This is a genomic window from Streptomyces sp. NPDC005202 (genome assembly GCF_040608235.1).
Lineage (GTDB): Bacteria > Actinomycetota > Actinomycetes > Streptomycetales > Streptomycetaceae > Streptomyces.
Genome location: NZ_JBEXHW010000049.1, coordinates 1 through 22174 on the forward strand (window position 1 = coordinate 1; position 22174 = coordinate 22174).

At 69.0% G+C, this 22174-nt stretch carries 24 protein-coding genes and 1 pseudogene; 6 read left to right on the forward strand and 19 right to left on the reverse strand.

Going from position 1 to position 22174, the window contains the following annotated elements:
• Positions 1-292: transposase (locus tag ABZV31_RS35345; RefSeq protein WP_355900945.1), on the forward strand; the 292-nt coding region annotated here is incomplete at its 5' end.
• A gap of 322 nt (positions 293-614) precedes the next feature.
• Here the strand turns inward: ABZV31_RS35345 and ABZV31_RS35350 are convergent.
• Positions 615-929, reverse strand: a complete 315-nt coding sequence (locus ABZV31_RS35350) for a hypothetical protein (protein WP_355900946.1) — start codon at positions 927-929, stop codon at positions 615-617.
• A 534-nt stretch (positions 930-1463) separates the two neighbouring features.
• On the opposite strand from ABZV31_RS35350, the pseudogene ABZV31_RS35355 reads away from it, so the two are divergent.
• Positions 1464-1591: pseudogene (locus ABZV31_RS35355) on the forward strand (ATP-binding protein); the annotation flags it as partial.
• Positions 1592-1837: 246 nt separating this feature from the next.
• Here the strand turns inward: ABZV31_RS35355 and ABZV31_RS35360 are convergent.
• From ABZV31_RS35360 to ABZV31_RS35400, 9 genes are all read right to left on the reverse strand, one after another.
• Positions 1838-3349 carry a pyridoxal-dependent decarboxylase gene (locus ABZV31_RS35360; RefSeq protein WP_355900947.1) on the reverse strand — a complete coding sequence of 504 codons (1512 nt, stop codon included), beginning with the start codon at positions 3347-3349 and terminating at the stop codon, positions 1838-1840.
• Complete coding sequence (locus ABZV31_RS35365) at positions 3346-4320, reverse strand: EamA family transporter (RefSeq protein ID WP_355900948.1); 975 nt, start codon at positions 4318-4320, stop codon at positions 3346-3348. Before ABZV31_RS35365 ends, ABZV31_RS35360 begins: the two co-directional genes overlap by 4 nt.
• The gene (locus tag ABZV31_RS35370) at positions 4317-5279 is read right to left on the reverse strand and encodes a quinone oxidoreductase (RefSeq protein WP_355900949.1); all 963 of its coding nucleotides are present in this window, start codon (positions 5277-5279) and stop codon (positions 4317-4319) included. Before ABZV31_RS35370 ends, ABZV31_RS35365 begins: the two co-directional genes overlap by 4 nt.
• Positions 5279-6748 (reverse strand): methylaspartate mutase, encoded by a 1470-nt coding sequence (locus tag ABZV31_RS35375; RefSeq protein WP_355900950.1) that lies wholly within the window; start codon positions 6746-6748, stop codon positions 5279-5281. The genes ABZV31_RS35370 and ABZV31_RS35375 overlap by 1 nt, the downstream gene beginning before the upstream one ends.
• Entirely contained in the window at positions 6745-7218 is a 474-nt protein-coding gene (locus ABZV31_RS35380) for a cobalamin-dependent protein (RefSeq protein ID WP_355900951.1), read from the reverse strand. The genes ABZV31_RS35375 and ABZV31_RS35380 overlap by 4 nt, the downstream gene beginning before the upstream one ends.
• A 31-nt stretch (positions 7219-7249) precedes the next feature.
• Complete coding sequence (locus ABZV31_RS35385) at positions 7250-8479, reverse strand: fatty acid desaturase (protein ID WP_355900952.1); 1230 nt, start codon at positions 8477-8479, stop codon at positions 7250-7252.
• Between the two features lie 93 nt (positions 8480-8572).
• Positions 8573-8872 (reverse strand): 2Fe-2S iron-sulfur cluster-binding protein, encoded by a 300-nt coding sequence (locus ABZV31_RS35390; RefSeq protein ID WP_355900953.1) that lies wholly within the window; start codon positions 8870-8872, stop codon positions 8573-8575.
• A gap of 14 nt (positions 8873-8886) precedes the next feature.
• Complete coding sequence (locus tag ABZV31_RS35395; RefSeq protein ID WP_355900954.1) at positions 8887-9897, reverse strand: NAD(P)/FAD-dependent oxidoreductase; 1011 nt, start codon at positions 9895-9897, stop codon at positions 8887-8889.
• Positions 9898-9904: 7 nt separating this feature from the next.
• Complete coding sequence (locus ABZV31_RS35400; protein WP_355900955.1) at positions 9905-10876, reverse strand: alpha/beta hydrolase; 972 nt, start codon at positions 10874-10876, stop codon at positions 9905-9907.
• Positions 10877-11124: 248 nt separating this feature from the next.
• On the opposite strand from ABZV31_RS35400, the gene ABZV31_RS35405 reads away from it, so the two are divergent.
• The gene (locus ABZV31_RS35405; RefSeq protein ID WP_355900956.1) at positions 11125-11910 is read left to right on the forward strand and encodes an SAM-dependent methyltransferase; all 786 of its coding nucleotides are present in this window, start codon (positions 11125-11127) and stop codon (positions 11908-11910) included.
• A gap of 109 nt (positions 11911-12019) precedes the next feature.
• Here the strand turns inward: ABZV31_RS35405 and ABZV31_RS35410 are convergent, their stop codons facing one another.
• From ABZV31_RS35410 to ABZV31_RS35430, 5 genes are read right to left on the reverse strand one after another with little or no spacing between them, the layout of a single operon-like run.
• Positions 12020-12730 carry a 4'-phosphopantetheinyl transferase superfamily protein gene (locus ABZV31_RS35410; protein ID WP_355900957.1) on the reverse strand — a complete coding sequence of 237 codons (711 nt, stop codon included), beginning with the start codon at positions 12728-12730 and terminating at the stop codon, positions 12020-12022.
• Positions 12723-12896 (reverse strand): hypothetical protein, encoded by a 174-nt coding sequence (locus ABZV31_RS35415; protein WP_355900958.1) that lies wholly within the window; start codon positions 12894-12896, stop codon positions 12723-12725. The genes ABZV31_RS35410 and ABZV31_RS35415 overlap by 8 nt, the downstream gene beginning before the upstream one ends.
• Before the next feature lie 35 nt (positions 12897-12931).
• On the reverse strand, positions 12932-13162 hold the full coding sequence (locus tag ABZV31_RS35420) for an acyl carrier protein (protein WP_355900959.1): 231 nt from the start codon (positions 13160-13162) through the stop codon (positions 12932-12934).
• A 12-nt stretch (positions 13163-13174) separates the two neighbouring features.
• A complete protein-coding gene (locus tag ABZV31_RS35425) occupies positions 13175-13999 on the reverse strand; it encodes an aminoacyl--tRNA ligase-related protein (protein WP_355900960.1) in 825 nt (274 codons plus the stop codon).
• Between the two features lie 11 nt (positions 14000-14010).
• Positions 14011-14877 carry a diiron oxygenase gene (locus ABZV31_RS35430; RefSeq protein WP_355900961.1) on the reverse strand — a complete coding sequence of 289 codons (867 nt, stop codon included), beginning with the start codon at positions 14875-14877 and terminating at the stop codon, positions 14011-14013.
• Positions 14878-15249: 372 nt separating this feature from the next.
• On the opposite strand from ABZV31_RS35430, the gene rocD reads away from it, so the two are divergent.
• Together rocD and ABZV31_RS35440 are read left to right on the forward strand one after the other, a co-directional pair.
• A complete protein-coding gene (rocD, locus tag ABZV31_RS35435; protein WP_355900962.1) occupies positions 15250-16452 on the forward strand; it encodes an ornithine--oxo-acid transaminase in 1203 nt (400 codons plus the stop codon).
• A 53-nt stretch (positions 16453-16505) separates the two neighbouring features.
• Positions 16506-17264 carry an SDR family oxidoreductase gene (locus ABZV31_RS35440; protein ID WP_355900963.1) on the forward strand — a complete coding sequence of 253 codons (759 nt, stop codon included), beginning with the start codon at positions 16506-16508 and terminating at the stop codon, positions 17262-17264.
• Between the two features lie 209 nt (positions 17265-17473).
• Here the strand turns inward: ABZV31_RS35440 and ABZV31_RS35445 are convergent, their stop codons facing one another.
• The 4 genes from ABZV31_RS35445 to ABZV31_RS35460 all read right to left on the reverse strand — a co-directional run bounded on the left by ABZV31_RS35445 (position 17474) and on the right by ABZV31_RS35460 (position 21323).
• A complete protein-coding gene (locus ABZV31_RS35445; protein ID WP_355900964.1) occupies positions 17474-18751 on the reverse strand; it encodes an MFS transporter in 1278 nt (425 codons plus the stop codon).
• A 121-nt stretch (positions 18752-18872) separates the two neighbouring features.
• Positions 18873-20144 carry an ATP-grasp domain-containing protein gene (locus ABZV31_RS35450; protein ID WP_355900965.1) on the reverse strand — a complete coding sequence of 424 codons (1272 nt, stop codon included), beginning with the start codon at positions 20142-20144 and terminating at the stop codon, positions 18873-18875.
• 6 nt (positions 20145-20150) lie between these two features.
• The gene (locus ABZV31_RS35455; RefSeq protein ID WP_355900966.1) at positions 20151-21038 is read right to left on the reverse strand and encodes a [LysW]-aminoadipate kinase; all 888 of its coding nucleotides are present in this window, start codon (positions 21036-21038) and stop codon (positions 20151-20153) included.
• A gap of 111 nt (positions 21039-21149) precedes the next feature.
• Entirely contained in the window at positions 21150-21323 is a 174-nt protein-coding gene (locus ABZV31_RS35460) for a lysine biosynthesis protein LysW (protein WP_355900967.1), read from the reverse strand.
• A gap of 338 nt (positions 21324-21661) precedes the next feature.
• Between ABZV31_RS35460 and ABZV31_RS35465 the strand changes: the two genes are divergently transcribed.
• Positions 21662-21865 (forward strand): hypothetical protein, encoded by a 204-nt coding sequence (locus ABZV31_RS35465; RefSeq protein WP_355900968.1) that lies wholly within the window; start codon positions 21662-21664, stop codon positions 21863-21865.
• Positions 21866-22174: the final 309 nt, after the last annotated feature.

The following is a 22174-nucleotide window of genomic DNA, read 5'->3' on the forward strand; positions in this document are numbered from 1 at the left end:
GGCGGTCGACGGCAAGAGCCTGCGCGGAGCGGGCAGGGCCAAGGGCCGCAAGGTCCATCTGCTCGCCGCATGCGACCACGTCTCCGGCCTGGTCCTGGCCCAGCTCGACGTGGGCGAGAAGACCAACGAAATCACCTGCTTCCAGCCGCTGCTGGGGACCATCGCCGGCCTGGCGGGCGTAGTCGTGACCAGCGACGCCATGCACACTCAGCGCGAGCACGCCGACTACCTGCTCATGGCCGGCGTCGCGGTCGAAACGGGCATCAAGCGACTACGCCGAAGCCCTGGGTAGGTGTCCACCAAACCGGAGCAACATCAATCAACCGAGTCGCGGTTCCCAACGCCTGACGGACCCCGCTCCACGGGATCAGGCGCCGCCCAGGGCCCAGCTGCCGTCCTGCGGCACCGCGAAAGCGAGCTTCCAGGGCTTGTGGCCCGGGGCGGTGCACTTTGCCCAGAGGCGAATGGGGGCGGTGCGGTACTCGTTGCACCAGCGCTGGTCTCGGTCGGCGCCCTCGTACCAGGAGGGTCACAGGGACGGGTCGAGGGCGAGCCGATGGCGGTCGCCGGGGAGAAGCGGGAATGCCGGGACCGACCGGCCCAGCGCGTCCGCGTCATCGACTTCGGGCCGGAATCGGTACGGGCCCCCAGACGACTTCCTCACTCTCCTCGGGCGTCGGGGTGCCTGCCAGGGGGGGAAGCCGAGAGCGGTCGAAGTCGTCCCGGACGGTCAGCTGGACGGCGAGTTCGCCGAGCGTGGCCGGGCCGTCGAAGCGAACGTACAGCACCTCATGAGGCTCAACCTGGAGTTTGATCCGCAGTTGGGGCGTCAGTTCCTTGTGCCATCGGTCCCGTTCGATCTGCGCGACGGCGGCGGCCGTCTCGTTCGCGTTCCAGGCCGCCTTGTTCGCCTCGCGGGAGCCTTCCACGCGCCGTAGGCGGCAGCGCCACTGAGCGCTGCTGAGACCGCGGCTATGGACGTGTCGACGATGCTCATGCCGGACTGTATAGCTCACCCGCACGCTCCTACCCCCACGTGAAGGTTGGGGTGTCGGCGGGAGAGAGGTCCGGGCGCATCCGGTGCCATCGGGCCGGGTGACGCCAGCGCCCGAAGCCGTCGCGGGCGACGTTGACACCGACCTCCACCACCAGCTCCGGGGCTACGAGACACCTCAGGCGCTTAACTGGGCAAGCCCTGTGCACTCTCAGGGTCTTCGGTGTCGAGCGCCTCCAACGTGTCTCCGATCTCGATGAGGTCTTCAGTAGAGAGTGCGGGTGGAGTCCAGTGGTGTGCGCGTGCGTGGTCGACGAAGGTCTCGTCCAGCGGGACGTGGTAGCGCTCGACGTAGTGAGCGAGGTCTGAGTACCGAGGTCGTCCACCGCAACTCCGCGGACCGGGGCTTCGCCCCGCAGCCCGATCCGCAGCACGGCCGCCAGGCTCGGCCTGCCTCATCTTGCCGACGTTCTCGGTCTACTTCACCACGCTCGACGACATGGTCCGCCAGCTGAAGACCGCTGCGGCCGCGGGCTGGCTGACCAGCAAGCTCGGCTCTACCTCCGGCCCGGCGTGCTCGTGGTCGATGACGTCGGCTGTGCGCCACGAGGCGCTGATGGATCTCGCGGAAGGAGGAGTCCGCCGCCGGTCGTCGCAGTGATCGGTTGAAGCTGGAGGCAGGCTGAGCCCCGGATTGGGGGGTGAGGCCGGAAGCAGCCTCCACAACGTAGGGGCGGGCCGGCACGAAGATCTCACTCGGTGGTTGTGAACTGGGGTGGTTTGCACCGCATTCGGTGCCGACTCCACCTTCCTGCCCAGCCCTGCCGTCCTGCTTGCGTGCCGCTAACGCCCCGCTGTCGCCTGCCCCGCGAGCTCCCGGGCCATGGCCGTGACGTCCGTGAGCAGGGCGTCGATGTCGTCCTCGGTCGTCGTCGGATTGAGGAAGACCAGTTTCAGATGGAGCCGCGGCGTGCCGTCCGGTCCTGCGATATTCGTACGGGCGAGCAGGGCGCGGCCGTCCGCCATCAGCTTGCGGCGTACCGCCGCGTTCAAGGCGCTCTCGTCCGCCACCGGGGTCCCGTCCTCGGGGGCACAGCGGAAGATGACCGTGGTGAGCAGCGGGTCCGCCACAAGCTCCAGGCCGTCGGTGGCTGCGATCCGGCTCGCGGCGTAGCGCGCCTGGTCGTGGCAGGTGTCCACCCAGTCGCCCATGCCCTCCCGGCCGACCGTGAGGAGCGTGGCGGCCATCTTGAAGGCGTCGGAGCGGCGGGTGGTCTGGAGCGAGGTGCCGAGCAGGGCGGTGAAGCCGAGGGTCTCGTCGTCGGACGGGTTGAGGTAGACGGCCTGCTCGTCGAGGCACTCCATGTGCTTCCGGTCACAGACCACGATCACGCTCGAAGAGGCCGGGGTCCAGCCGAACTTGTGCAGGTCGAAGGCGACCGAGTCGGCCCGGCCGAGGCCGTCCAGGAGCGGAGCCAGCTTCGGCGAGAACAGCGCGCCAATGCCGTACGCGGCGTCGACGTGCAGCCAGATCCCGTACTCGGCGGCGAGGTCCGCCAGTTCGGGCAGCGGGTCGAAGGAGCCGTGGTCGGTGGTGCCGGCCGTGGCGACGATGGCGACGGGGACCTCGTCGGCGTCGAAGCCGTCGACGATCCGGCGGGCTTCGTCGGCGAGCATCCGGCCCCGGTCATCCACCGGCACCTTCACCACAGCGGACCGGCCGAGCCCCAGGAAGCCGGCGGCCCGCGCGACCGAGAAGTGGGCGGCTGCGGAGCACAGGATCCGGGGGCGGACCGGGCGGCCCGCGAGCCCCGTCGCCGACACCTCGCCGGTGTCCTTCAGTGCGCGGTCCCGGCTGAACAGCAGGCCCATCAGGTTCGAGATGGAGCCGCCGGGCGTCAGGGTCCCGCCGGCCTCCGCGCCGAAGCCGATCCAGGAGGCCATCTCCTGGATGAGCCGCCGCTCCAGTTCGAGCGCGAACGGGCCGCTCTCCCAGGCATGCAGGGACTGGTTGAGCGCGGCGGCGAGCAGTTCGGCGGCGGCGGACGCGGCGGTGGGCGCGCACTGCATCCGGGCCACAGCCGAGGGGTGGGTGAGGTCGACGGCCCACATCGCGTACGCCTCGAAGAGCTCCGTCACCCGCTGCGCGCTGGGCTCGTCGGCGAGGAACCGCCCGCCGCCCAGCACCTCGCGCACCGCGGCGACGGCCGCCTCGGGCCCGCCGGGCGCCACCGGGCCGCCCCGCTTGAGGGCGGCGTCACCGAGGGTGCAGAGGGCCGTGTCCAGGAGGCTCCTCAGCTGCTCCAGACCCTCCGGACGGCCTGCGAGGGCTGCGTTCCTGCCAGTGGAGATCATGACTTCTGGGTTCCTTCGGTGAGGGTGGGAGAGGGGGTGGGGGCCGGGTCAGGGGCGAGGGCCTTGCGGGAGCCGCGGATGACGCCGATTGAGGCGGCCACGACCGCGATCAGGCCCGCCACCTGGGCCGGGGAGAGGGTCTCGCGCAGGACGACCAGGGCGACCAGGGCGCCGATCGCCGGTTCCAGGCTGAGCAGCACGCCGAAGACCAGGGTGGACACCCGGCGCAGGGTCTCCATCTCGCAGGTGTATGGGACGAGCGAGGACAGCATCGCGACACCGAAGCCGAAGGCGAGCACCTCGGGACGGGCGAGCGCCTGCGCGCCCTCCGCGAGCCCGGCCGGCAGGGAGCACAGCGTGCCGAAGGCCATGGCGAGCGCGAGCCCGCCGCCGGGCAGTACCGCCCCGACCCTGGCCGACAGCGGCACGTACGAGCCCCAGAAGACGGCGCAGGCGATGGCGATCAGCAGGCCGGTGAGGCCCGCCGCGCCGCCCTGCCAGCCGAGGAGCGCGATGCCGAAGGCCGCGAGCACGATCCACAGCCGGTCCCCGGCCCGGCGCGAGGACAGGCCGGCGACCGCGAGCGGCCCCGCCATGCCCACGGTGAGCGCCACCCCTACCGGCATCCGGGCCATGGCGAGGTAGAAGCAGATGTTCATGCCCGCGACGGCCACGCCGAGGGCGGCCACGGCGCCCGCCGTACGCCGGTCGATGCGCACGGAGGGACGCCACCACAGCAGGAGCACGAGGGCCGAGAAGCCGAGCCGCATCAGGGTCACCGTCGCCGGGCCGACCGTGCCGAACAGCTGCTTGGCGAAGGCCGCGCCCAACTGGGTGCTGACCATGCCGATGAGCATCAGCACCGGCGCCGGGACCACGCCGATGCCCCGGCGGCCGGCGGCGGCACCCGTCCCCGCGCCCGCGCTCGGGCTTTTCACAGCGCTCGCGCTCGTTCCGATGTCGACGCTCATGGCGTGAGCAGCACCTTGCCGGTGGTACCGCGGCCTTCGAGCAGCTCGTGCGCCCGAGCCGCTTCGGCCAGCGGCAGCCGCGCCCGCACGTTCGGGCGTACGACGCCCTGGGCGACGTAGCGGAACAGCTCGGCGGCCGCGGCCCGCAGGGACGGCGCGTCCGGCACGTGGTCGGCGAGAGTGGGACGGGTCAGATAGAGCGAGCCGGAGGTGCGCAGCAGCTCCACGTCGATGGGCGGTACGGGGCCGCTGGACAGGCCGCAGACGACGAGGGTGCCGCGCCGGCGCAGGGCCTTGACGCTGGTCTCGAAGGTGGCCGCGCCGACCGAGTCGTAGACCACGTGCGCGCCCTCTCCGCCGGTGAGGTCGCGCACGGCCTCCGCGAACCCCTTGTAGGGGACGGCGTGGTGGGCGCCGGCCACCAGGGCAGTCTCCTGCTTCTCCTTGCTGGATGCGACGGCGACGACGTTCGCGCCGCGGTGCGCGGCCAGCTGCACGAGGAGCTGGCCCAGGCCGCCGGCGCCGGCGAGGACGACGACGGTCTCTCCGGGCGCCACCGGGTGGGTGGTGTGGCTGAGGTAGTGCGCGGCGAGGCCCTGGAGCAGGACGGCGGCCGCGTGGTCGAGGGTCACCGTCTCGGGGACGGAGACCAGCTTGGCCGCGGGGACGGCGGTGTATTCGGCGTAGGCGCCGAGCTGGGTCGCGTAGGCGACGCGGTCGCCCGGGGTGACGTCGTCGACGCCCTCGCCGACGGCGGTGACGATGCCGGCGGCCTCCTGGCCGGGGACGAGCGGGTACGGGGCCGGGTAGGTGCCGTTGCGGTAGTAGACGTCGATGAAGTTGAGGCCGACGGCGGCGTTGCGGACGACGACCTGGCCGGGGAGGGCGGCCGGTTCGGGGAGCTCTGTGAGGGTGAGGGCGGAGGGGTCACCGGCCTTGGTGACGTGGACGGCTCGCATCAGATCGGTTCCTCGGTTCGCGGGGTGCGGGGGGCGGAGACGGGCGTGAGGGCGGAGCAGGGCGGAGCGGCGGACGGCTCCTGCTCCTGGAACACGTGGCGGAAGTGGTTGATGTCGCCGGTGAGGCCCCGCATCAACGCGTCCAGGCCGGGATCCGGGCCGTCGACCGCGTGCAGGAGCTCGGTGTTGCGGCGCACATGGGTCGGCGAGAACGGCAGCGCGCCCGTCGACAGGTAGCGGATGGCGCCAGAGCGGTCGCGCCGCGGGATGAGGTCGGAGCGGGCGTACCGGCTGGCGCTGAAGGGGATGTCGAGGCGGCCCTCCGCGAACGCCTCGACGATCGCCTCGATCAGATCGGCCTGCTCCAGGAGCGGCTCGACGAGGTCGGCGACCTCTGCGAGGATCCACTCCATTTCCCGGCTCACCTGGTCCTCGTCGACGGTGATGAAGTCGAGGAGCGGCGAGTTGGCGCGGTCGGCGAGCCGCAGGCCCTCCACGTTCGCGGCCGTGTCGGGGATCCCGTACGCCTCCTGATGGGTCTTGGTGATCAGCTTGGAGGCGCCGCCGAGCCGGGCGACCAGCGCACCGTAGAAGATCAGGTCCTCCGCGTTGCTCCGCTGCCGGGGGAAGACGCCCATGAACTCGTGGAGCACCGCGTGGACGGTGATCCCGGCGGGGAGGTAGCGCTCGGCCAGCACGGGGATGCTCCGCAGGGCAGCGACATCCTGGGCGAGATGGCCGCTTTGCGGGTACGCGACGGAGATGCAGCGGACACCGGCGCGGGCGGCGAGCACCGCCTCCAGGACGCTGATGGCGAGGCTGATGGAGGGCGGCACGAGCACGGCGGTGAGCGTGCCGAACAGTTCACGGTCGATGACCACACCGTGCTCGGCGAGCTCCCCGCATCGCCGGTCCACGTCCTGCCAGGCGCCGAGGGACTCGGCGAGCGGCACGGCCTTCGAGTAGGGCAGGTTGTACGAGATCCCGCCGCCCTCGAAGGAGGTGATGCCGGAGGCCACGGACACGTCGAACAGGATGCGGGCGTCCGGGGAGCCGTGCCGGATCTCCAGCGGCGCCGCGATCAGCTCGTTGAGCTCGCGGCCGTGCCGCCAGCCGTGGGCCACCATCGGGTAGCCGTTGAGGTCGGCGGGGCGGAGGTTGAGGGTGCGCAGCGCCTCCTCGAACCGCAACAGCCGGGTGTGCGAGTCGATGGTGAGGGTCAGGATGTCGGGCGCGACCTCGGCCTCCAGGGTGGCGAGGAGGGCCTTCATCTCCTCGTGCCCGCCGACGCCGCAGCGCGGCTGGATCGCCACCCTGCCCTGCGCGCGGCACCGGTCGAGGACCTCGGCGGCGGTGGGCTTGCCGAGCGAGGTGATGTACACGGCGGACTCGGCCGGCGTCGGCAGCGGCCCCGCCGTCGTGTCGGGGCGCGGTGCCGTGCCGAGCGCCGAGAGCGAGGTCAGGCTCATGACGCCGCCAGGCCAAGGGTCACGGCGGCGCGCTCGCGCTCGACATGCAACGCGTCGAGCAGGCCGGGCAGTTCGGACGGGTCGCCCAGGATGTGGTCCACGCCGGCAGCATAGAGGCGGTCGTGCGAGGAGCCGTCCTTGTGACTGCCGACCGACAGGTTGCCGCCGACGATCACGGGGCAGGCGATCAGGCCGGACTGCTTGGCCCGGTCGAGCCCGCGCAGGTCCTCGTGGACGTGGCCGTTGAGGCTGCCGATGATGACGGCCTCGGCCTCGGGGTGGCGGGCGCACGCCTCGGCGAACTCCTCGACGGGGGTGCAGGTGCCGAGGTTGACGACGTCGAAGCCGAGGCCGCGCAGAAAGAAGGCGATCAGGTGGTTGGCCACGGCGTGGCTGTCGCTGGCCGCCACGCCGAGGATGACCTTGCGGGTGGCTGTCGATTGGCTGAGCTGGTTCGGTACCGAAGACATCAGGAGTTCCTCATCGTTCGGGTCGCATACGTCAGTCGTCGAAGGCCGCGAACAGCTCGCGCTTGCTGACCGCCTTCAGCCGGTTCACGTCGAACTCCTCGGCATCGGCGGCCGACAGCGAGTCGAAGACGTAGGAGATCGCCGGGATCAGCCCCCAGACCTCGTGGTAGGGCGGCCACCCCTGGTGTCCGGAGTCGATGTCCTGCTGGCGGGCGAAGATGTAGTCCGCCCACTGGGGGGCGGCCGGGTAGCGGTGGTGGAAGTCGTGTACGACGGTGTCGCCGGTCAGGACCAGGTAGCGCGACGGGGCGTGCAGGAGGACGAGGCGAAGTGTCCAGCGGGTCCAGGCGCCGATGCGGCGGCCGAGGGGCAGATCCGGGGAGGGCAGCGCGTCACCGATGAAGATGGCGTTGGTCAGGCTGGAGAAGTACGCGCGGCCGTGCCGGGTCACGATGCCCGGGACGGGAAACGTGTGCTTGACGCACAGCCGAAGGGTGTTGCTGATCTGGAACAGCGGGAACAGCGGCACGAACCAGACGACGAGCAGGGCCTGCCAGGTGCCGGTGAGTACCGTGGCGGTGACGGCCGTGCCGTACAGCAGGAGCGCCGACGTCTTCTCGCTGCGGGCGGACTCGTTCCAGAAGGAGCGGACGCGGGACACCGCGAAGCTGAAGTGGAACCGCGGTGAGACGAGCTTCAGCAGCAGCCTGCGCCACATCTGGCGGCGTGTCATGCCCGGATGCATCTGAAGACTGACCAAGAACGCCTGGACGGTGGGGTCCTTGAGTGTCATGTGCTGCGTTGCGTGGTGGTCGCGGACGTGTTCCCGGCTGTAGCGCTGGAAGTTCTGGATGATGAGCAGGCTGGAGATGGCGTGGCCGATGGCCCGGTCCACTCGACGCCGGCGGTACATGTTCCGGTGCGAGCACTGGTGATAGACCATCATGCGCAGGTTGCGCATCCCGTGCAGGGTCACCGCCCAGCCGACAGGCAGCAGCAGGCCGTGACCGAGGGTGTAGGCGAGCACACTGACCAGCGTTCCCAGCACCACCGAAACCGTGGCGGTGGCCAGGTGGAAGCCGGGTGTCCAGCCTGGGGACACCTGCCCCGGCAGTGCCTTGCCGGTGAACAGTGTGGCCGGGAACTGCAGCAGCCGGGGCAGGCGCCGCATTGTCTCCCGGGGGTCGGCAGACGTGGCCTGCGGGGACGCCGGCGGTACGGCGGAACGCACCACCGGAGTCTGCGAGTTGAGCATAGTCATGGAAACTCCTCTGCATGCAGGGGACGGAAGGCGTGAAGGTATGGCGGTGCGAGCGGAGACGTACCTAGTGCCCGCCTCCGTCCCGCAGGGCCCTCACTGCTCCTCCGCGACCTGGACCGTCGCGGCGTCCATGAGCCGGCACTGGCAGGCGAGACGGAAGTCGCCGCCTGTCCGTCCCAGGTCCTCCAGGAAGTCGCTCTCGTCGGCGTCCATCTCCCCGAGCGAGTCGGACCCGTCCAGCACCTCGATGACGCAGGCGCCACAGGCGCCCGACTGGCATCCGAAGGGGATCACCCGGTGAGAGGTCTCGTTCTCCAGGTCGGTGAGCGGTGCACCGGCCGGGAGGAGGATCTCCAGGCCGTGCGGCATCAGGGTGAGTTTGTTCAGAACCAACGCTGTCTCAGCTCCTACGCAGGGACCAGTTCGGTATGGGCGTCAGAGGAGTGGCCGGGGGCGAGGCGGGCGCCGGGGCGCAGTGCCACGGCGGCGTGGTTGACGGCGGTGGCGGCCTCGCCGAAGCCGACCGAGATAAGGGGAACCCGGCCCGGATGGGTGCAACCGTCGCCGACGGCGTACACCCCGGGAAGGCTGGTGCGCATGGCGGCGTCGACGCGGATCTGCTGGTACTCCAGCTCCATCCCCCAGCCGGCCAGGGGACCGAGGTTGGTGGCGAAGCCCAGTGCGGTGATCAGCGTGTGCGCGGGCAGGTTCAGTGTGCCGCCGTTCTCGGTGCGGACGCCCACGGATCCCAGGCGGCCGGCTCCGTGACAGGCGATCACCTGGGCCTCGGTGAGGACGCGTACGGGGGCCCCGTACAGCTGCCGCACACTGTGCTCATGGGCGCGGAAGGACGCCCGGCGATGGACGAGGGTGACCGACCGGGCGATCGGAGCCAGCGCCAACGCCCAGTCCACCGCGCTGTCCCCACCGCCGGCGATCACCACGTCGCGGGCCCGGTGCTCCTCCAGGCGCGGTACGTGGTAGACGACGCCTCGGCCCTCGTACGGAACCGCACAGGGCAGCTTGCGCGGGGTGACCTTGCCCAGACCGGCAGCGACGAGGACGGCTCCGGCGCGGATCCGGGCACCGCGGTCGGTGCCGAGGATCCAGCGGGGGCCGTCCGCCGCCAGGGTGGTGGCCGTATGGCCGAGCAGGTAGCGGGGCTCGAAGGGCGCTGCCTGGCGCACCAGGTTGTCGACGAGCTCGCGGCCCGTGACGGCAGGGTGCGCAGCGATGTCGTACAGCAGCTTCTCGGGATACATCGCGGCCACCTGACCGCCCGGTTCGGGCAGCGCGTCGATGACCGCGGTGCTCAGGCCGCGGAAGCCCGCGTAGTACGCGCCGTACAGGCCGGTGGGGCCGGCACCGACGATGGCGAGGTCGACGTCGATCAGGCCGTTTTTGGGCTCGGACGTCACGGGTGTTTCAGTTGCCACTACTCTCACATCCAATTTCATTCAGCCCCAACCGCCGGCGCAGGAAATCGACGATCCCGTCCAGTGCCTCCCTGGCGGTGTCGAGTACTGCCGCCATGGACAGAAAACCGTGCGGCAGATCCGCGTATTGGTGGTGCTCCACCGGCACCTGGGCGAGCGTGAGTGCCTCCGCGTAGGCCTTGCCCTCGTCGCGCAGTGGGCAGAATTCGGCCGTGATCATGAGTGCGGCGGGAAGCCCACTGTGGTCGGTGGCGTTGAGCGGTGAGGCGTAGGGCGAGTCACCGTCGGCGGGATCGGCGAGGTAAAGGTCCCAGAACCATGGGACCGAGGGGCCGTTGAAGAACATCGGATCCCTGTTCTCGCGCATGGAATCCGTCGCCGAGCCGTAGCGCATCGCCGGGTAGACCAGCACCTGGGCGCTGATCCGCGGTCCGTCCTCGTCCCTGGCCATCAGGGAGACCGCCGCAGCCAGGGTGCCGCCGTTGCTGTCCCCTGCGACGGCAATGCGTGAACCGTCGACGCCGATCTGGGACCCGTTCTCCGCCACCCATTTCACGGCGGCGTAGCAGTCGTCGATAGCTGCCGGGAACGGGTGCTCGGGCGCCAGCCGGTAGCTCACGGAGACGACCACGCAGGAAACCATGCTGCACAGTGCACGGCAGAATGCCTCGGACGTGTCCAGGGAGCCGACGACAAAACCGCCGCCGAAGAAATAGACCAGTACGGGGAGCGGGTCTTCGCTTTCGGTCTGCGGGTGGTAGACCCTGAGCGTCATCGGGCCGGCCGGACCGGTGATATCCATGTCGAATATCTCTTTGGGCTGTTCGATCCAGTCCCAGACCGAGGCTTCCGTTGCGGCATCCGCTTTTCGGGCCTCTTCCACCGACATGGTGTAGAGCGGGGTGAACCCGGTTGCCAGACGATAGTTCCTGATACCCTCAACGATGGGATGAAGCGGCATTAAAACGCCCCCATTTCTTCGGTGTCGACGGAGCGCGATGAGGTGCGGGGGACGCACCGAGAAGAACGCTACGATCGCGTCGACACGAGGCGCGTCCGCGGCAAGTTCATTCGCGGGGCACATTGTGTTGATCTCTCTTTCCCGCGGCTAAGCATCCTGCTTACTTCGGCATGACCCCGTCCGTGCCACCCTTTTCCTCGGCAACGATCCAAAGCGTCATACGGAATCGAGGGGAAGTACGCCGCATCATGACCATCGAAAACCTTGAGAAACGCCCGGATGCGCACCCCGCACGGGTCTACGACTACTTCATAGGCGGCGAGAACGGTCTTGAGGCCGACCGGGCGGCCGGTGCCTGGATCCGTATGCAGGCACCCGACCTGCTGACGACGATGCAGGCGAACCGCGCCTTTCTGTCACGGGCGGTGCGTTGGCTGGTCCAGCAGGGCGTCGACCAGTTCATCGACATCGGTTCCGGCTTCCCCGTGTCGCCGAACACGCACGAGATCGCCCTGCGGGAGTCCCCTTCGGGTTCCGTCGTCTACTGCGACGTCGATCCCGCGGTCGGGCGGCGCACGCGCGAGCTCATCGCCGGTCAGAAGGGAGCGGACTTCGTACTGGGCGACATCCAGAACCCCGATGAGCTGCTGGCCCAGCCGGCCATCCAGGCCCTGATCCGTTCCGGCCGTCCGGTGGCCTGTGTGCTGGGCGCGGTCCTGCACTTCGTGCCGGAAAGCGCGGATTTGGCCCGGATCACCGCGGCTCTGCGTGAAGCCCTGCCCCGGGGCAGCTATCTTGTCGTCTCCCACATCGCGGGCGATATTCCTTGGGGGGACCGTAACAACGAGGAGACGCTGAAGCGCGCTTTCGAGGACATGTATCCTCGAACCCGAGAACAGGTCGCTCGTTTCTTCGGTGATTTTGAATTGGTCGAGCCCGGTGTGGTGCTGGCATCTCAATGGCATCCCACCGGGGAGGCAGCCGGGCCTCATCCCGAATCTGCCATTTACGGCGGAGTTGCTCGCAGGATCTGAGCTCCGCGGGTGGAACCCAACGCAGGCACACGGCCGCGGGCCGCAGGGGCTTTTCCCTGCGGCCCGCGGTGCTTTCGTGGAACCACGCGATGGATTCGCCGGCGGACGGCTATCTGTGGATTCGGCTGTGAGGGAGCGACGACGGGAACAACTGCACGGCATCCCCGACAAGTTCCGCGCCGCTGCGGACGGACAGAGAGGGTTCGGGTCCGAGCACTGCGAGCGACCCCACGTACGGTGCAGGCAGCGGGAGGTCCCGGAGCGTGTAGTCCTCCGGGCGGCCAAGTTCCTCGGGCAGCGCACGCAGCGTGGAGCCGAGAACCTCGATGCGCCCCGGATGGATCTCAAGTCCCTTGCCGACGGCCTTGAGCACGGCTTCCTTGCGCGTCCACAGTCGTGCGAAGTCGGCGTAGTCCGAGCAGGTCGCGCGTTCCTGCTCCGTCAGCGCCCCGTCCAGTGGCTGCACCCCGGCCGTGGCGTCCTCGATGTCGAGGCCGACGGTCCGGTCCGAGACGGCGACCACGGCGAGCCCTCCGGCGTGAGAGAGCGAGAAGTCCAGACCTGAGTCGGCAGACTTGACGACCGGTTTCCCATGTCCCGGGTCACCGCAGTGGGCGCAGGTCCGGTCGAAGCTCAAGGCCGCCGGATCCCGGCCCAGCTTCTCGCCGAGGACGAGTCGCGCCAGCACCCATGCGGCGAGAGCGCGATTGCGGTCCGCCTCGCGCAGGATCCGTCGACGGCGGACGCGGTCGCGCCCGTCCAGGAGTACGGCGAGCGACTCGGGCACCTGGTCGACGCCGACGTACCAGACGTCAGTCACGGACGCTCTGCTCCACCATGCGGTCGGGATCGCCGAGTCCGGGCCTGGTGCTGCACCCGGCGATCCCGCCTTTCTCTTCGTGCTCCGGCCCGGGCGGCTCTCCGAGCCGCCACAGCGAGGTACCGCCGAGGAGCGCACCAGCCGGCATCTCGGGCACAACGTTCACGACGCTCCTGCGTTTCTCTCGTTCAGGCTGGCGGTTCAGGCCACCGGTGCGAAGAAGTTCTCGTTGATCCGGTCGATGGTGCGGAAGTCGGCCACGCTCAACGAGCTGACGTCGATCTGCCTTCCGGTGAGCTCCTCCAGAAGACCGATGAATTCCAGGAACGAGACCGACGCGATGAGCCGGGATTCGATGAGATCGGTGTCGTCGGCGATCTCTCCGTCCAGATCCGGGTTCTTGGACCGGATCCAGTTGATGATTTCCTCCATGTTCACACCTTCCTAAGCTGCCGATTCGTTGACTGCGACGAGCGCCCGCTGAGGGTCGCCGTGCACCTGCAGGAGCGCATGGACCCAGCGCTCCACACCGAACGCCAGACACCCGCTGTAGGCGGATTCATCACCGAAGGAGATGTTCAGGCGCTCACCGAAGAAGTTGCGGTGGCGGTTGACCGACGCGATGGCGGTCCCGTCGTCCGACACGAACTCGAACTTCACCGGATCCAGCTGGTTGAGGACCGACCGCGCGCCGTCACCGAGGTAGAAGGGATCGGTCGCGGGCTCCTTGCGCATCTTGATCCCGAGCTGGTCGGCCAGGCCCAGGACGAGCTCGGTCGACCGGCTCAGATGGTCCACCACACCTTCCTGGCTGCCGATGTAGAGCGCTTCGCGCATATGGAAGGCACGGAGCCGACGCAGGCCGTCGTAGTGCTCCTCGTTCCTGAAGCAGCGACCGATCGCCGTGATGACCTCGGGGGTCTCGATGTCCCGCTGCTGCCGCGACACCAGCAAGCCGTAGCAAGTCGCCGTGGGCAGGTAGCAGCCGGTCGAGACGAGAGGGTGCTCGGGGGAAGGAGTCCTGGCCTCCCCACGCGCCAGTTCCTCACGGGCCTGGTCCGTGAGCGTGGTCACGGGCAGTCCGAGGTGGGGGAAGTTGCGGAAGAAGTCCAGGCATGCCAGGTCCTCCTCGGGGAGCAGGGCCGGGCCGGCCACCGGTCGGGCCCCCAGCGCGAGAGCGATGTCCTGGAAGCGGGCCTCAAGAGCATCGAACAGGGCGGCCTCCTCGGATTCAAGGACCGCGATTCCAGGTGCGACAAACGTCGGCATGAGATCTCCCGTCAGTGGAACAGGCCGATGCGTCGATAGAAGTTGTTGGTTCGTTCGATGATGCGAGCGTTGATCGGCGCCCTCGCCGGGTCAGCCATGACGGAGGCACGGAATCGCGCGGGATTTGCGATACCGGCATCCTGGTAGGCGTCGCGGCTGTACAGCATCTGGATGATCAGGTCGATGTAGCCGCGCAGATAATGGCCGACCTCTTCGACCTCCTCGGCGGAGTGCGTCCGGCGAACCTCGTCGAAGAGCGCCTTCACGAGCTTGCCGCCGAAAGCGATGTGCCGTGACTCGTCGCGGTGGTGGATTCGGTTGACCGCTCGCACCGTGTCCGGGAGTTTCTCGTCGGCCGCCATGTGGGCGTTGAAGTAGTCACCGATCTGCTCGAAGATGAGGATCTGGCTAAAGACGATGAAGTTGTTCATCTCCGGCGCGCGCTCATCCGTGGGGAACACCATCCGCCGGTCCGGATAAATGCGACCGGCATAGCGCAGACAGAATTCGGCGAAGAACCACATGTGCTCGTTCTCTTCGCCGATGAAGTGGTGGAAGTACGGCGTGGGGATCTCGTAGCCGGGCGTGTGGATGCGGCGCATCACCTCGATGAGCAGCTCCCTGATGCCGTGGGCGATCAGGCTGTAGAGGTTGACGCTCTCCCAGCGCGAGAGTTCCACGAGTTGTTCGGGGCTCAGCTCCCGTTCTGCGGCAGTGCCGTAGACGGACAGCAGCTCCCGACTCATCCACAGACCGTCCGGCGTGATGGATTCGGGCCACTCAAAGGTCCGGTACGGGTTGTAGTAGTCGTCGACAGAGACGTCAATGAGTCTGCGTACAGCCCGGGCGAATTCTTCCGTCCATTCGATCGTCGACACCGCTGACACGTGACCTCCGTAACAGGACCATTGGTTGATGGGCCGACACGACCGGTCTGCCGCGCCGAGAAGGACCGTATGACCGCGCCGACACCATGTGCGTCCGCGACAATTTCATTCGCGGGGACACATCGCGCTGACTTTGCTCTTCTGCGGCTGAACGCCTCGCTTACCGCGACGGGCGTCAGCTCGCTCCTTGCGTGGCCAGTCGTCCCGGCGGACACCACAGATTCGACGTGAGTAATCGGAGCGCGTAGTCGCGGTGCGTTTGTCGCGGACGCGTGCGGTGGGGGTGAGTTCGTAGTTTCCCTATGTGGCACAGATTGTCGAAGACAACGGCCCCGTCAGGGAGCCTGCAAAAGGAGTATCGCCATGACTGTGGACGTCCTCTCCTCTCAGGACCACATGGACCTTGCCGCGCGCTGGGGGGCTCATGACTCCGTGCCGTTCCCCGTGGTGCTCACCCATGGGGAAGGCGCCTGGATGAACGATCTGGAAGGCCGGCGCTATCTCGACTTCCACGGGGGGTACTCCGCGGTCAACTTCGGCCACCAGCACCCCGACCTCATCGCCGCGGCGAAGGCACAGCTCGACCGGCTGACGCTGAGCACCCGTGCGTTCCACCACGATCAGTACGCGCCGTTCTGCCGTGAACTGGCCGAGCTGACGGGCGCCGAGATGGTCCTGCCCTCCAACTCCGGCGGCGAGGCTGTCGACACGGCGGTGAAGATCGCCAGGAAGTGGGCCTACCAGGTCAAGGGCGTGCCGGACGGAGCCGCCGAGATCATCGTCGCGGGCGCGAACTTCCACGGCCGTACCACGACCATCGTCTCGTTCTCCACGCACCCGAACCACCAGGCCGGTTTCGGCCCGTTCACGCCCGGCTTCAAGGTGGTGCCGTTCGGCGACATCGAGGCGCTGCGTTCGGCGATCACCGAGAACACGGCGGCGGTCCTGCTGGAACCGATCCAGGGCGAGGCCGGCGTGGTCGTTCCGCCGAAGGGATATCTCGCCGAGGTCCGTGAACTCTGCGACGACAGCAACACGTTGTTCGTCGCCGACGAGGTCCAGTGCGGACTGGCCCGCGCCGGCACGACCCTGGCGCTGGACCACGAGGGTGTCCGTGCGGACATGTACACCCTGGGCAAGAGCCTGAGCGGCGGACTCCTGCCGCTGTCCGCGGTGATCGGCCGCGCCGAGGTCCTCGGCGTGATCATGCCCGGCGACCACGGCTCGACCTTCGGCGGCAACCCGCTGGCGTGCGCGGTCGGCCGCGCGACCGTGCGGCTGCTGGCCACCGGGGAGTTCCAGGAGCGCTCCCGCGAACTCGGCGCGCACCTGCACTTCCGCCTCAACGAACTGGACGGCGTGTCCGAGGTCCGTGGGCGGGGCCTGTGGGCCGGTGTGCAGCTCAGCGAAGAGCGTGTGGCCGGGCGCCGGGTGACCGAGGCGCTGGCCGAGCGCGGCCTGCTGTGCAAGGAGGCCAAGGGACACCTCCGGGTGGCGCCCCCGCTGGTCGTCACCCGCGAGGAGATCGACCTCGGCGTCGACATGATCGCCGACGTGCTGGCCTGAACCGGACCGCCGCATCGGGCTGACTTGACCATCGAGTGGACTGGAGAGAATTCATGAGTGACTTCGCAGGACTGGTCGCGATCGTCACCGGCGGTGCGTCGGGAATCGGTCTGGCCACGGCGAATCTGCTCAGCAGCAGGGGAGCCCGGGTCGCCGCTCTCGATCTGAAGCCGGAGGGGCTCCCGGACGGCATCATGGGCGTCCAGGTCGACGTCACCGACGACGTCCAGGTCAAAGCCGCCGTCGACGCCGTGGTCGAGCGGTTGGGCAGGCTGGACGTCGTGGTGAACAACGCCGGGATCGGCGCCATAGGGGACGTCACCGCGAACGGTGATGACGAGTGGTTGCGCGTACTGGACGTCAACGTGGTCGGGATGGTCAGGGTCGCCCGGCACGCGATACCGCACCTGCGGCGCTCACCCGCCGCGTCGATCGTCAACACCTGCTCGATCGTGGCGTGGGCCGGGGTGGAGCAGCGGGCGCTGTATTCGACCAGCAAGGGGGCGGTGTACGCGCTGACGCTGGCCATGGCGGCGGATCACGTCCGCGAGGGCATCCGGGTCAACTGCGTCGCCCCTGGCTCCGCGGACACCCCATGGATCGGCAGGTCGCTGGAGCAGGCGGCGGATCCGGTGGCCGCCCGGGCCGCGCTGGACGCGTTCCAGCCCACGGGCCGTCTGGTGACGGCCGACGAGGTGGCGGGCGCGATCGCCTACTTGGCGAGCCCGTTGTCGAGCGCTTCGGTGGGCACGGTGCTCGCCGTGGACAACGGCATGCACGGCCTGCGGCTGCGGCCGCGGGGCCAGGCGTAGGCCGGCGGGCCGGACCGGAACACGCCGCCGCGGGCCGCAGGGGAGAGAACCCCTGCGGCCCGCGGCGTTTTCGTGGAACCACGGCAGCGACGAGAAGTGGAACCATGGCAGCGACAAGAAGGCGTGCGGCGCTGTACTGCGCCCCGGTGTTTCAGGGAAGTCGAAGCCGGGGTCAGCTGCTGACCCCGGCCGAGGATGGAGTGCCTCCGTCAGGTGGTGCGCCCAGGTGTTGCGCCGCCGGGCTGGGAAATCGGTTCGTCGGCTACGGCGTCCGAGCCGCGCAGCCGCAGACTGAGCTGGGCGCACACCAGCCCCAGCACGCCGATCAGGGTCCACAGCACCCACGGGCCGATCGCGTACACGGCAGCGCCGATGACCGGTCCGGCGCCCGTACCGAGCGCGTATGCGGCGCCGTACAGCCCCTGGTAACGCCCGACCATCCCCGGCGGAGTCAGACTCGCCAGGTGGGCCTGGACGATGGAGGAGTACGCCATCTCGCCGAACGTCCAGATCACCACCGTCGCCGCCAGCAGGGCCATTCCGGCGGTGAACCCGGACACCGCGAGACCGCCACATACGAGCAGGTTGGCGACGGCCAGGACGTACTCCGGCCGGTACCGCGAGATCACGCTGGTGATGGGCAGCTCCAGCAGCACCACCAGCAGACCGTTGAGCCCCATGAGAAGACCGAAGTCACGCGCGCTCAGCCCCACGTCGTTGACATGCAGGGGCAGGCCGACGGCGGTCTGGATGTAGGCGAACATGGAGAACACGGTCATCAGCAGGAATCGCACCAGGGTGCGGTCGGTGAGCACCTGCCGGTACCCGACCGCCGGGTCCGCCTGTGTCTCCGCGGTGCCGGAATCGGACCGCGGCTGCGGTGCGTCGCGCAGCAGCACGGCCACGATCATGCCGAACAGCAGGAGCGCGGCAGCCTCCACCAGGAAGAGCCCCGCATAGGAGATGCTCGCCAACACGCCGCCGAGCGCGCCGCCCAGGGTGGAGCCGATGTTCTGGGCGAACCGGAGCACCCCGAAGGCGGCGAGCCGTTGCTGGGCGGACGTCACGGAGTCGATCAGCACCGCCGCCATGGCCGGCCGGTAGACCTGCGACACCAGGCCGATGAGACCGACCACGGCGATGATCGTCGGGAGCGGTCCGAGGAACGGCACGGACGCCGTCAGCCCGGAGGTGGCCATGACGGACAGCAGGATGGCCCAGCGCCGGCCGATGGTGTCGGTGAGATAGCCGCCGATGACGTTGCCGAGGACCCGGCCCAGACCGGACGCGCCCAGCACGAGCCCCGCGGCCCCCGCGGAATGACCGCGCTGGGTCACGTAGAGCACGATGAACACCGGCAGGAAACTGCCGGCCTGGAGGATCAGGTTGCCGAGACTGATGATCCAGACTCGGCGGGGCAGACCGCGCAGGGCGTCACGGAATCGCGGCTCGCCGGCGCGCGCCCGGTCCGCCGTCTCCGTACTCACGCCGCCGACTCGGCGCGCACGTGGACCGCCGCGACCGGCTGCCGGCCGGCGGGGATGACATTGCTGGACAACGTGGCTCCTCCGTCTGGTGCGCCGCACTCGAACTCAGCGGCCTGGTCTTCTATCGCGGGCTGTTGGCGTAGAGGTGGTCGCGTTCGATTTCCCGGAGCTTCCGATAGTCCGCACGAAGCTGTTCCGGATCCTCGGAGATGAGGATCACGTACCCCGGCTGGGTCGCGACGTCGACCGTCCGGGGAAGCGGGTCCCCCGCCGGATGCGTCGTGACGGCGTGGGCGTAGGACGGGAGTGCGCGGATGGCGGCCATCGCCTCGTCGGACGGGGCCACGCCGTGATCATTCGGGTTGATGAGATGCACATACCGCAGACGTTCCAGCAACTGGTATGCGGTGGTGGGCAGTCGGTCGAACTCGTCGGGGTCCACCACGGACAGGCCTACGAGCTCGATCTGGTTGGTGCCCAAGCAGCGACGGGCGATATCCGGAACCTGCCCCCCGCCGAAGCGTGCGGCACACTCGACGAGCACCGGTCCCTTGGCGGTCATCATGATCTCGGTGTGGCTGGCCCAGTTCCGGACCTCCAGGGCGTCGAGCACTTCGTGCGTATAGGCCTCCACCCTCTTGGCCTCCGGGTCGTCCGGTGACAGCGGCTCGTTGTAGTCGTAGATGATGTTGCCGCCGGGTAGCCGCGTCTTGTAGTACCGCCAGATCTCGGCGGTGTGATGCCTGCCGTTCCGGCTGACCGTGTTGACGAAGTACTCGTCCCCGTCCAGGAACTCCTGTGCGAGGACGACCGTGTTGGGCAGGCCGTGGCGGTCGGGGCTGGTCATGATCTTTTCGTGGACGGCACGAACCTGATCCGCGGACGAACACGCCACGACGTTGTCGGTGCCGCAGCTGGAGACCGGTTTCAGGACGATCGGATAACCCGCGGTCGTCTCGGCCCACTTGATGATCTCGTCGGCATCGGCCGAGACGATCGTGGCCGCGGACTCGACTCCTGCGGCGCGCAGGGCCAGGACCATGTCGTACTTGTTGCGGCGGGACGTCGGCCGGCTCATCCCGTTGCCTGGAGTGCCGAGTTCGGCGGCGAGCCGGTCGGTCAGCTCGACGCCCGACTCCCCGGATGAGATCACCCAGCCCACCCCGAGCTCGCGCAGCGCGGAGCCGGTGGCCGCGACATCACCGTGGTGCCGCACATTGGCCACGAAGCCTTCGGGGAACGGCAGCCGGACCAGGTGGACGTCGGGGTTCGGCGACTGGACGTGCACGCATTCTATGCCGAGCCGGTTCATGACGGGCAGAAGGAGGCGTCCCATCGCGAACGCGTCGACGAACGCAACGCGCTTGGTTTGCGCCGAGGAACTACTTGGCATCGTCAACTACTTTCCTTGTGGGGCGGATACCGCGGACGGAAGGGCTTGGTCGAGCCGGTGATCGGATCGCGGACTCATCGTCACGGCGGTGCCGGATCCGGCGAGGGCTCGGCTGACCGGGTCCGGCACTCGCCCATCCGCTATGCGGACCGACGGCACTCCGCCGGCCAGCGCCTCCCGCGCCGCGACGAGCTTGAGCGCCATGCCACCGCCGATGCGCCGACCGGGCGCACCGGCCGCGGGTACCTCGTAGGTGCTCAGCACGCTGGTCTCGTCGGAGGGATCGGCGAGCACTCCCGGTGCGCCGGTCAGCAGCACCAGTCGGTCGGCGCCGAGTGCCGCCGCGAGCGCGGCCGCGACCCGGTCGGCGTCGACGTTCACCGGCTGACCGTGCTCGTCGATCGCGGGCGGCGAGACCACCGGCACGAAGCCGGAGCGCAGAAGGGATTCGGCGAGTTCGGTACGCACCTCGCCGAGCCGGCCGCTGAGATTGTCCCGGACCAGGGTCGTGCGGCCGTCCACGACGGAGCGCACGACGGACTTGCGGCGGGCGCGCAGCATGCCGCCGTCCAGGCCGGTGAGACCGACCGAGGGCACCCCGAGCCTGGACAGCTCCGCGACGATCTTCGGTTTGACCCCGCCGGCCAGCGCGAGGATGACCACCTCCAGTGTCGCCGGGTCGGTGTACCGGGTGGACACCTTGTCCGGGGCGACGAGGGTGCGTTGCGGGACACCGAGTCTCCCGGCCAGTCGTGCGATCTCCCCGGAGCCGCCGTGCACCAGGAGGATCGACTGTCCTTCGCCGGCGAGCCTGGCGACGTCGGCGCAGATGCCCGCGGCGTCGACGGACGGATTGCCGCCGCACTTGATGACCATGAGCGGTCTGGTGGTCACAGTGTCTCCAGTTCGCCGGGAATCGGATGGGATACGGGGCGGGAAGGGCCGACCGTCTCTACGCGGGCCGTGGTCGAGCCCCGATGAATCGCGCGTGCCTGCTCGCGGCCGCTACTCTCCCCAGTCCTCTTCGACCTCGGGCGCGCGGGCGAGCACCGTCGGACTCAGCGCCACGATCTCCAGTTCGCTTCGGCAGCCCGCACAATCGATGATCTCGTTGAGCCGCGCCGATTGGCTGATCTGCACCTCGTCCTCACATTCAGGACACGCCTGCATGGTGGGCATGTGGTGAATTCCTTTCAATCGGTTGTTTCGGGGCGGACCGCCGGTCTGCCACGTCGAAAAAGACGGTACGGCCGCGCCGGCGTCAGGGGCGTCCCCGGTGAATGCATTCGCGGAGACACGTCATGTTGACTTTTCTCTCTTACGGCTAAGCGCGTCGCTTACCTCGCCAAACGGAATTCGTAGCCGAAAGGGTCTTGGATCAACGCGGTGCATCTCCGTCATTGAATTTGCCGCGGACGCACGCGGTGCTGATCTGCGCGTAGCTTTATTCACGCGGCAGGACGGTCGGGGTCGGCCGTCTGAGCTGATGACCCTTGGCCCTCATCGATCGGAGAACCATGCGTACCTCACGCCTCTTCGGCTACCAGCAGCTCCACGAGGGAGCCGTCCTGATCACCCGTCAATGCCGCACCGTCAACGTCGTGCGCGGTCAGGAGCAGGTGTCCGAGCTGCTGTCGGCTCTCAAGAGCGAAGACGCTCAGGTCGTGCTGTCCCGCTATGCGAACGGAGCCCGGCGACCGCCTCACCGGCCCGGTGAGTGATGGCCGGCCCCGTACTTCGCGGGTCGGGGGTTGGGCGCGGACCTGGGCGGTGGAGGAGGCCTTCGGTATCGAGCCGGGCCTGATGGTGCGGCGGATGCTGGCCCGCTCCAGCGGCAACGCGGTCGGCCGGCAGGCTGCCTGGGCCGGGGAGGACATGGACAGACTCACCCGCGCGACGGGCGGACGGCGCTGCAAGACCCGCGAGAACGTCGCCGCCCGCGCCGAGGTGTTCGCCGTGAAGCGTCGCGTCGCCTCCTGGCCGAGAACGAGGGCCTGGGGCGGTCGGCGTCGGCTGAGGCGTGCACCGGG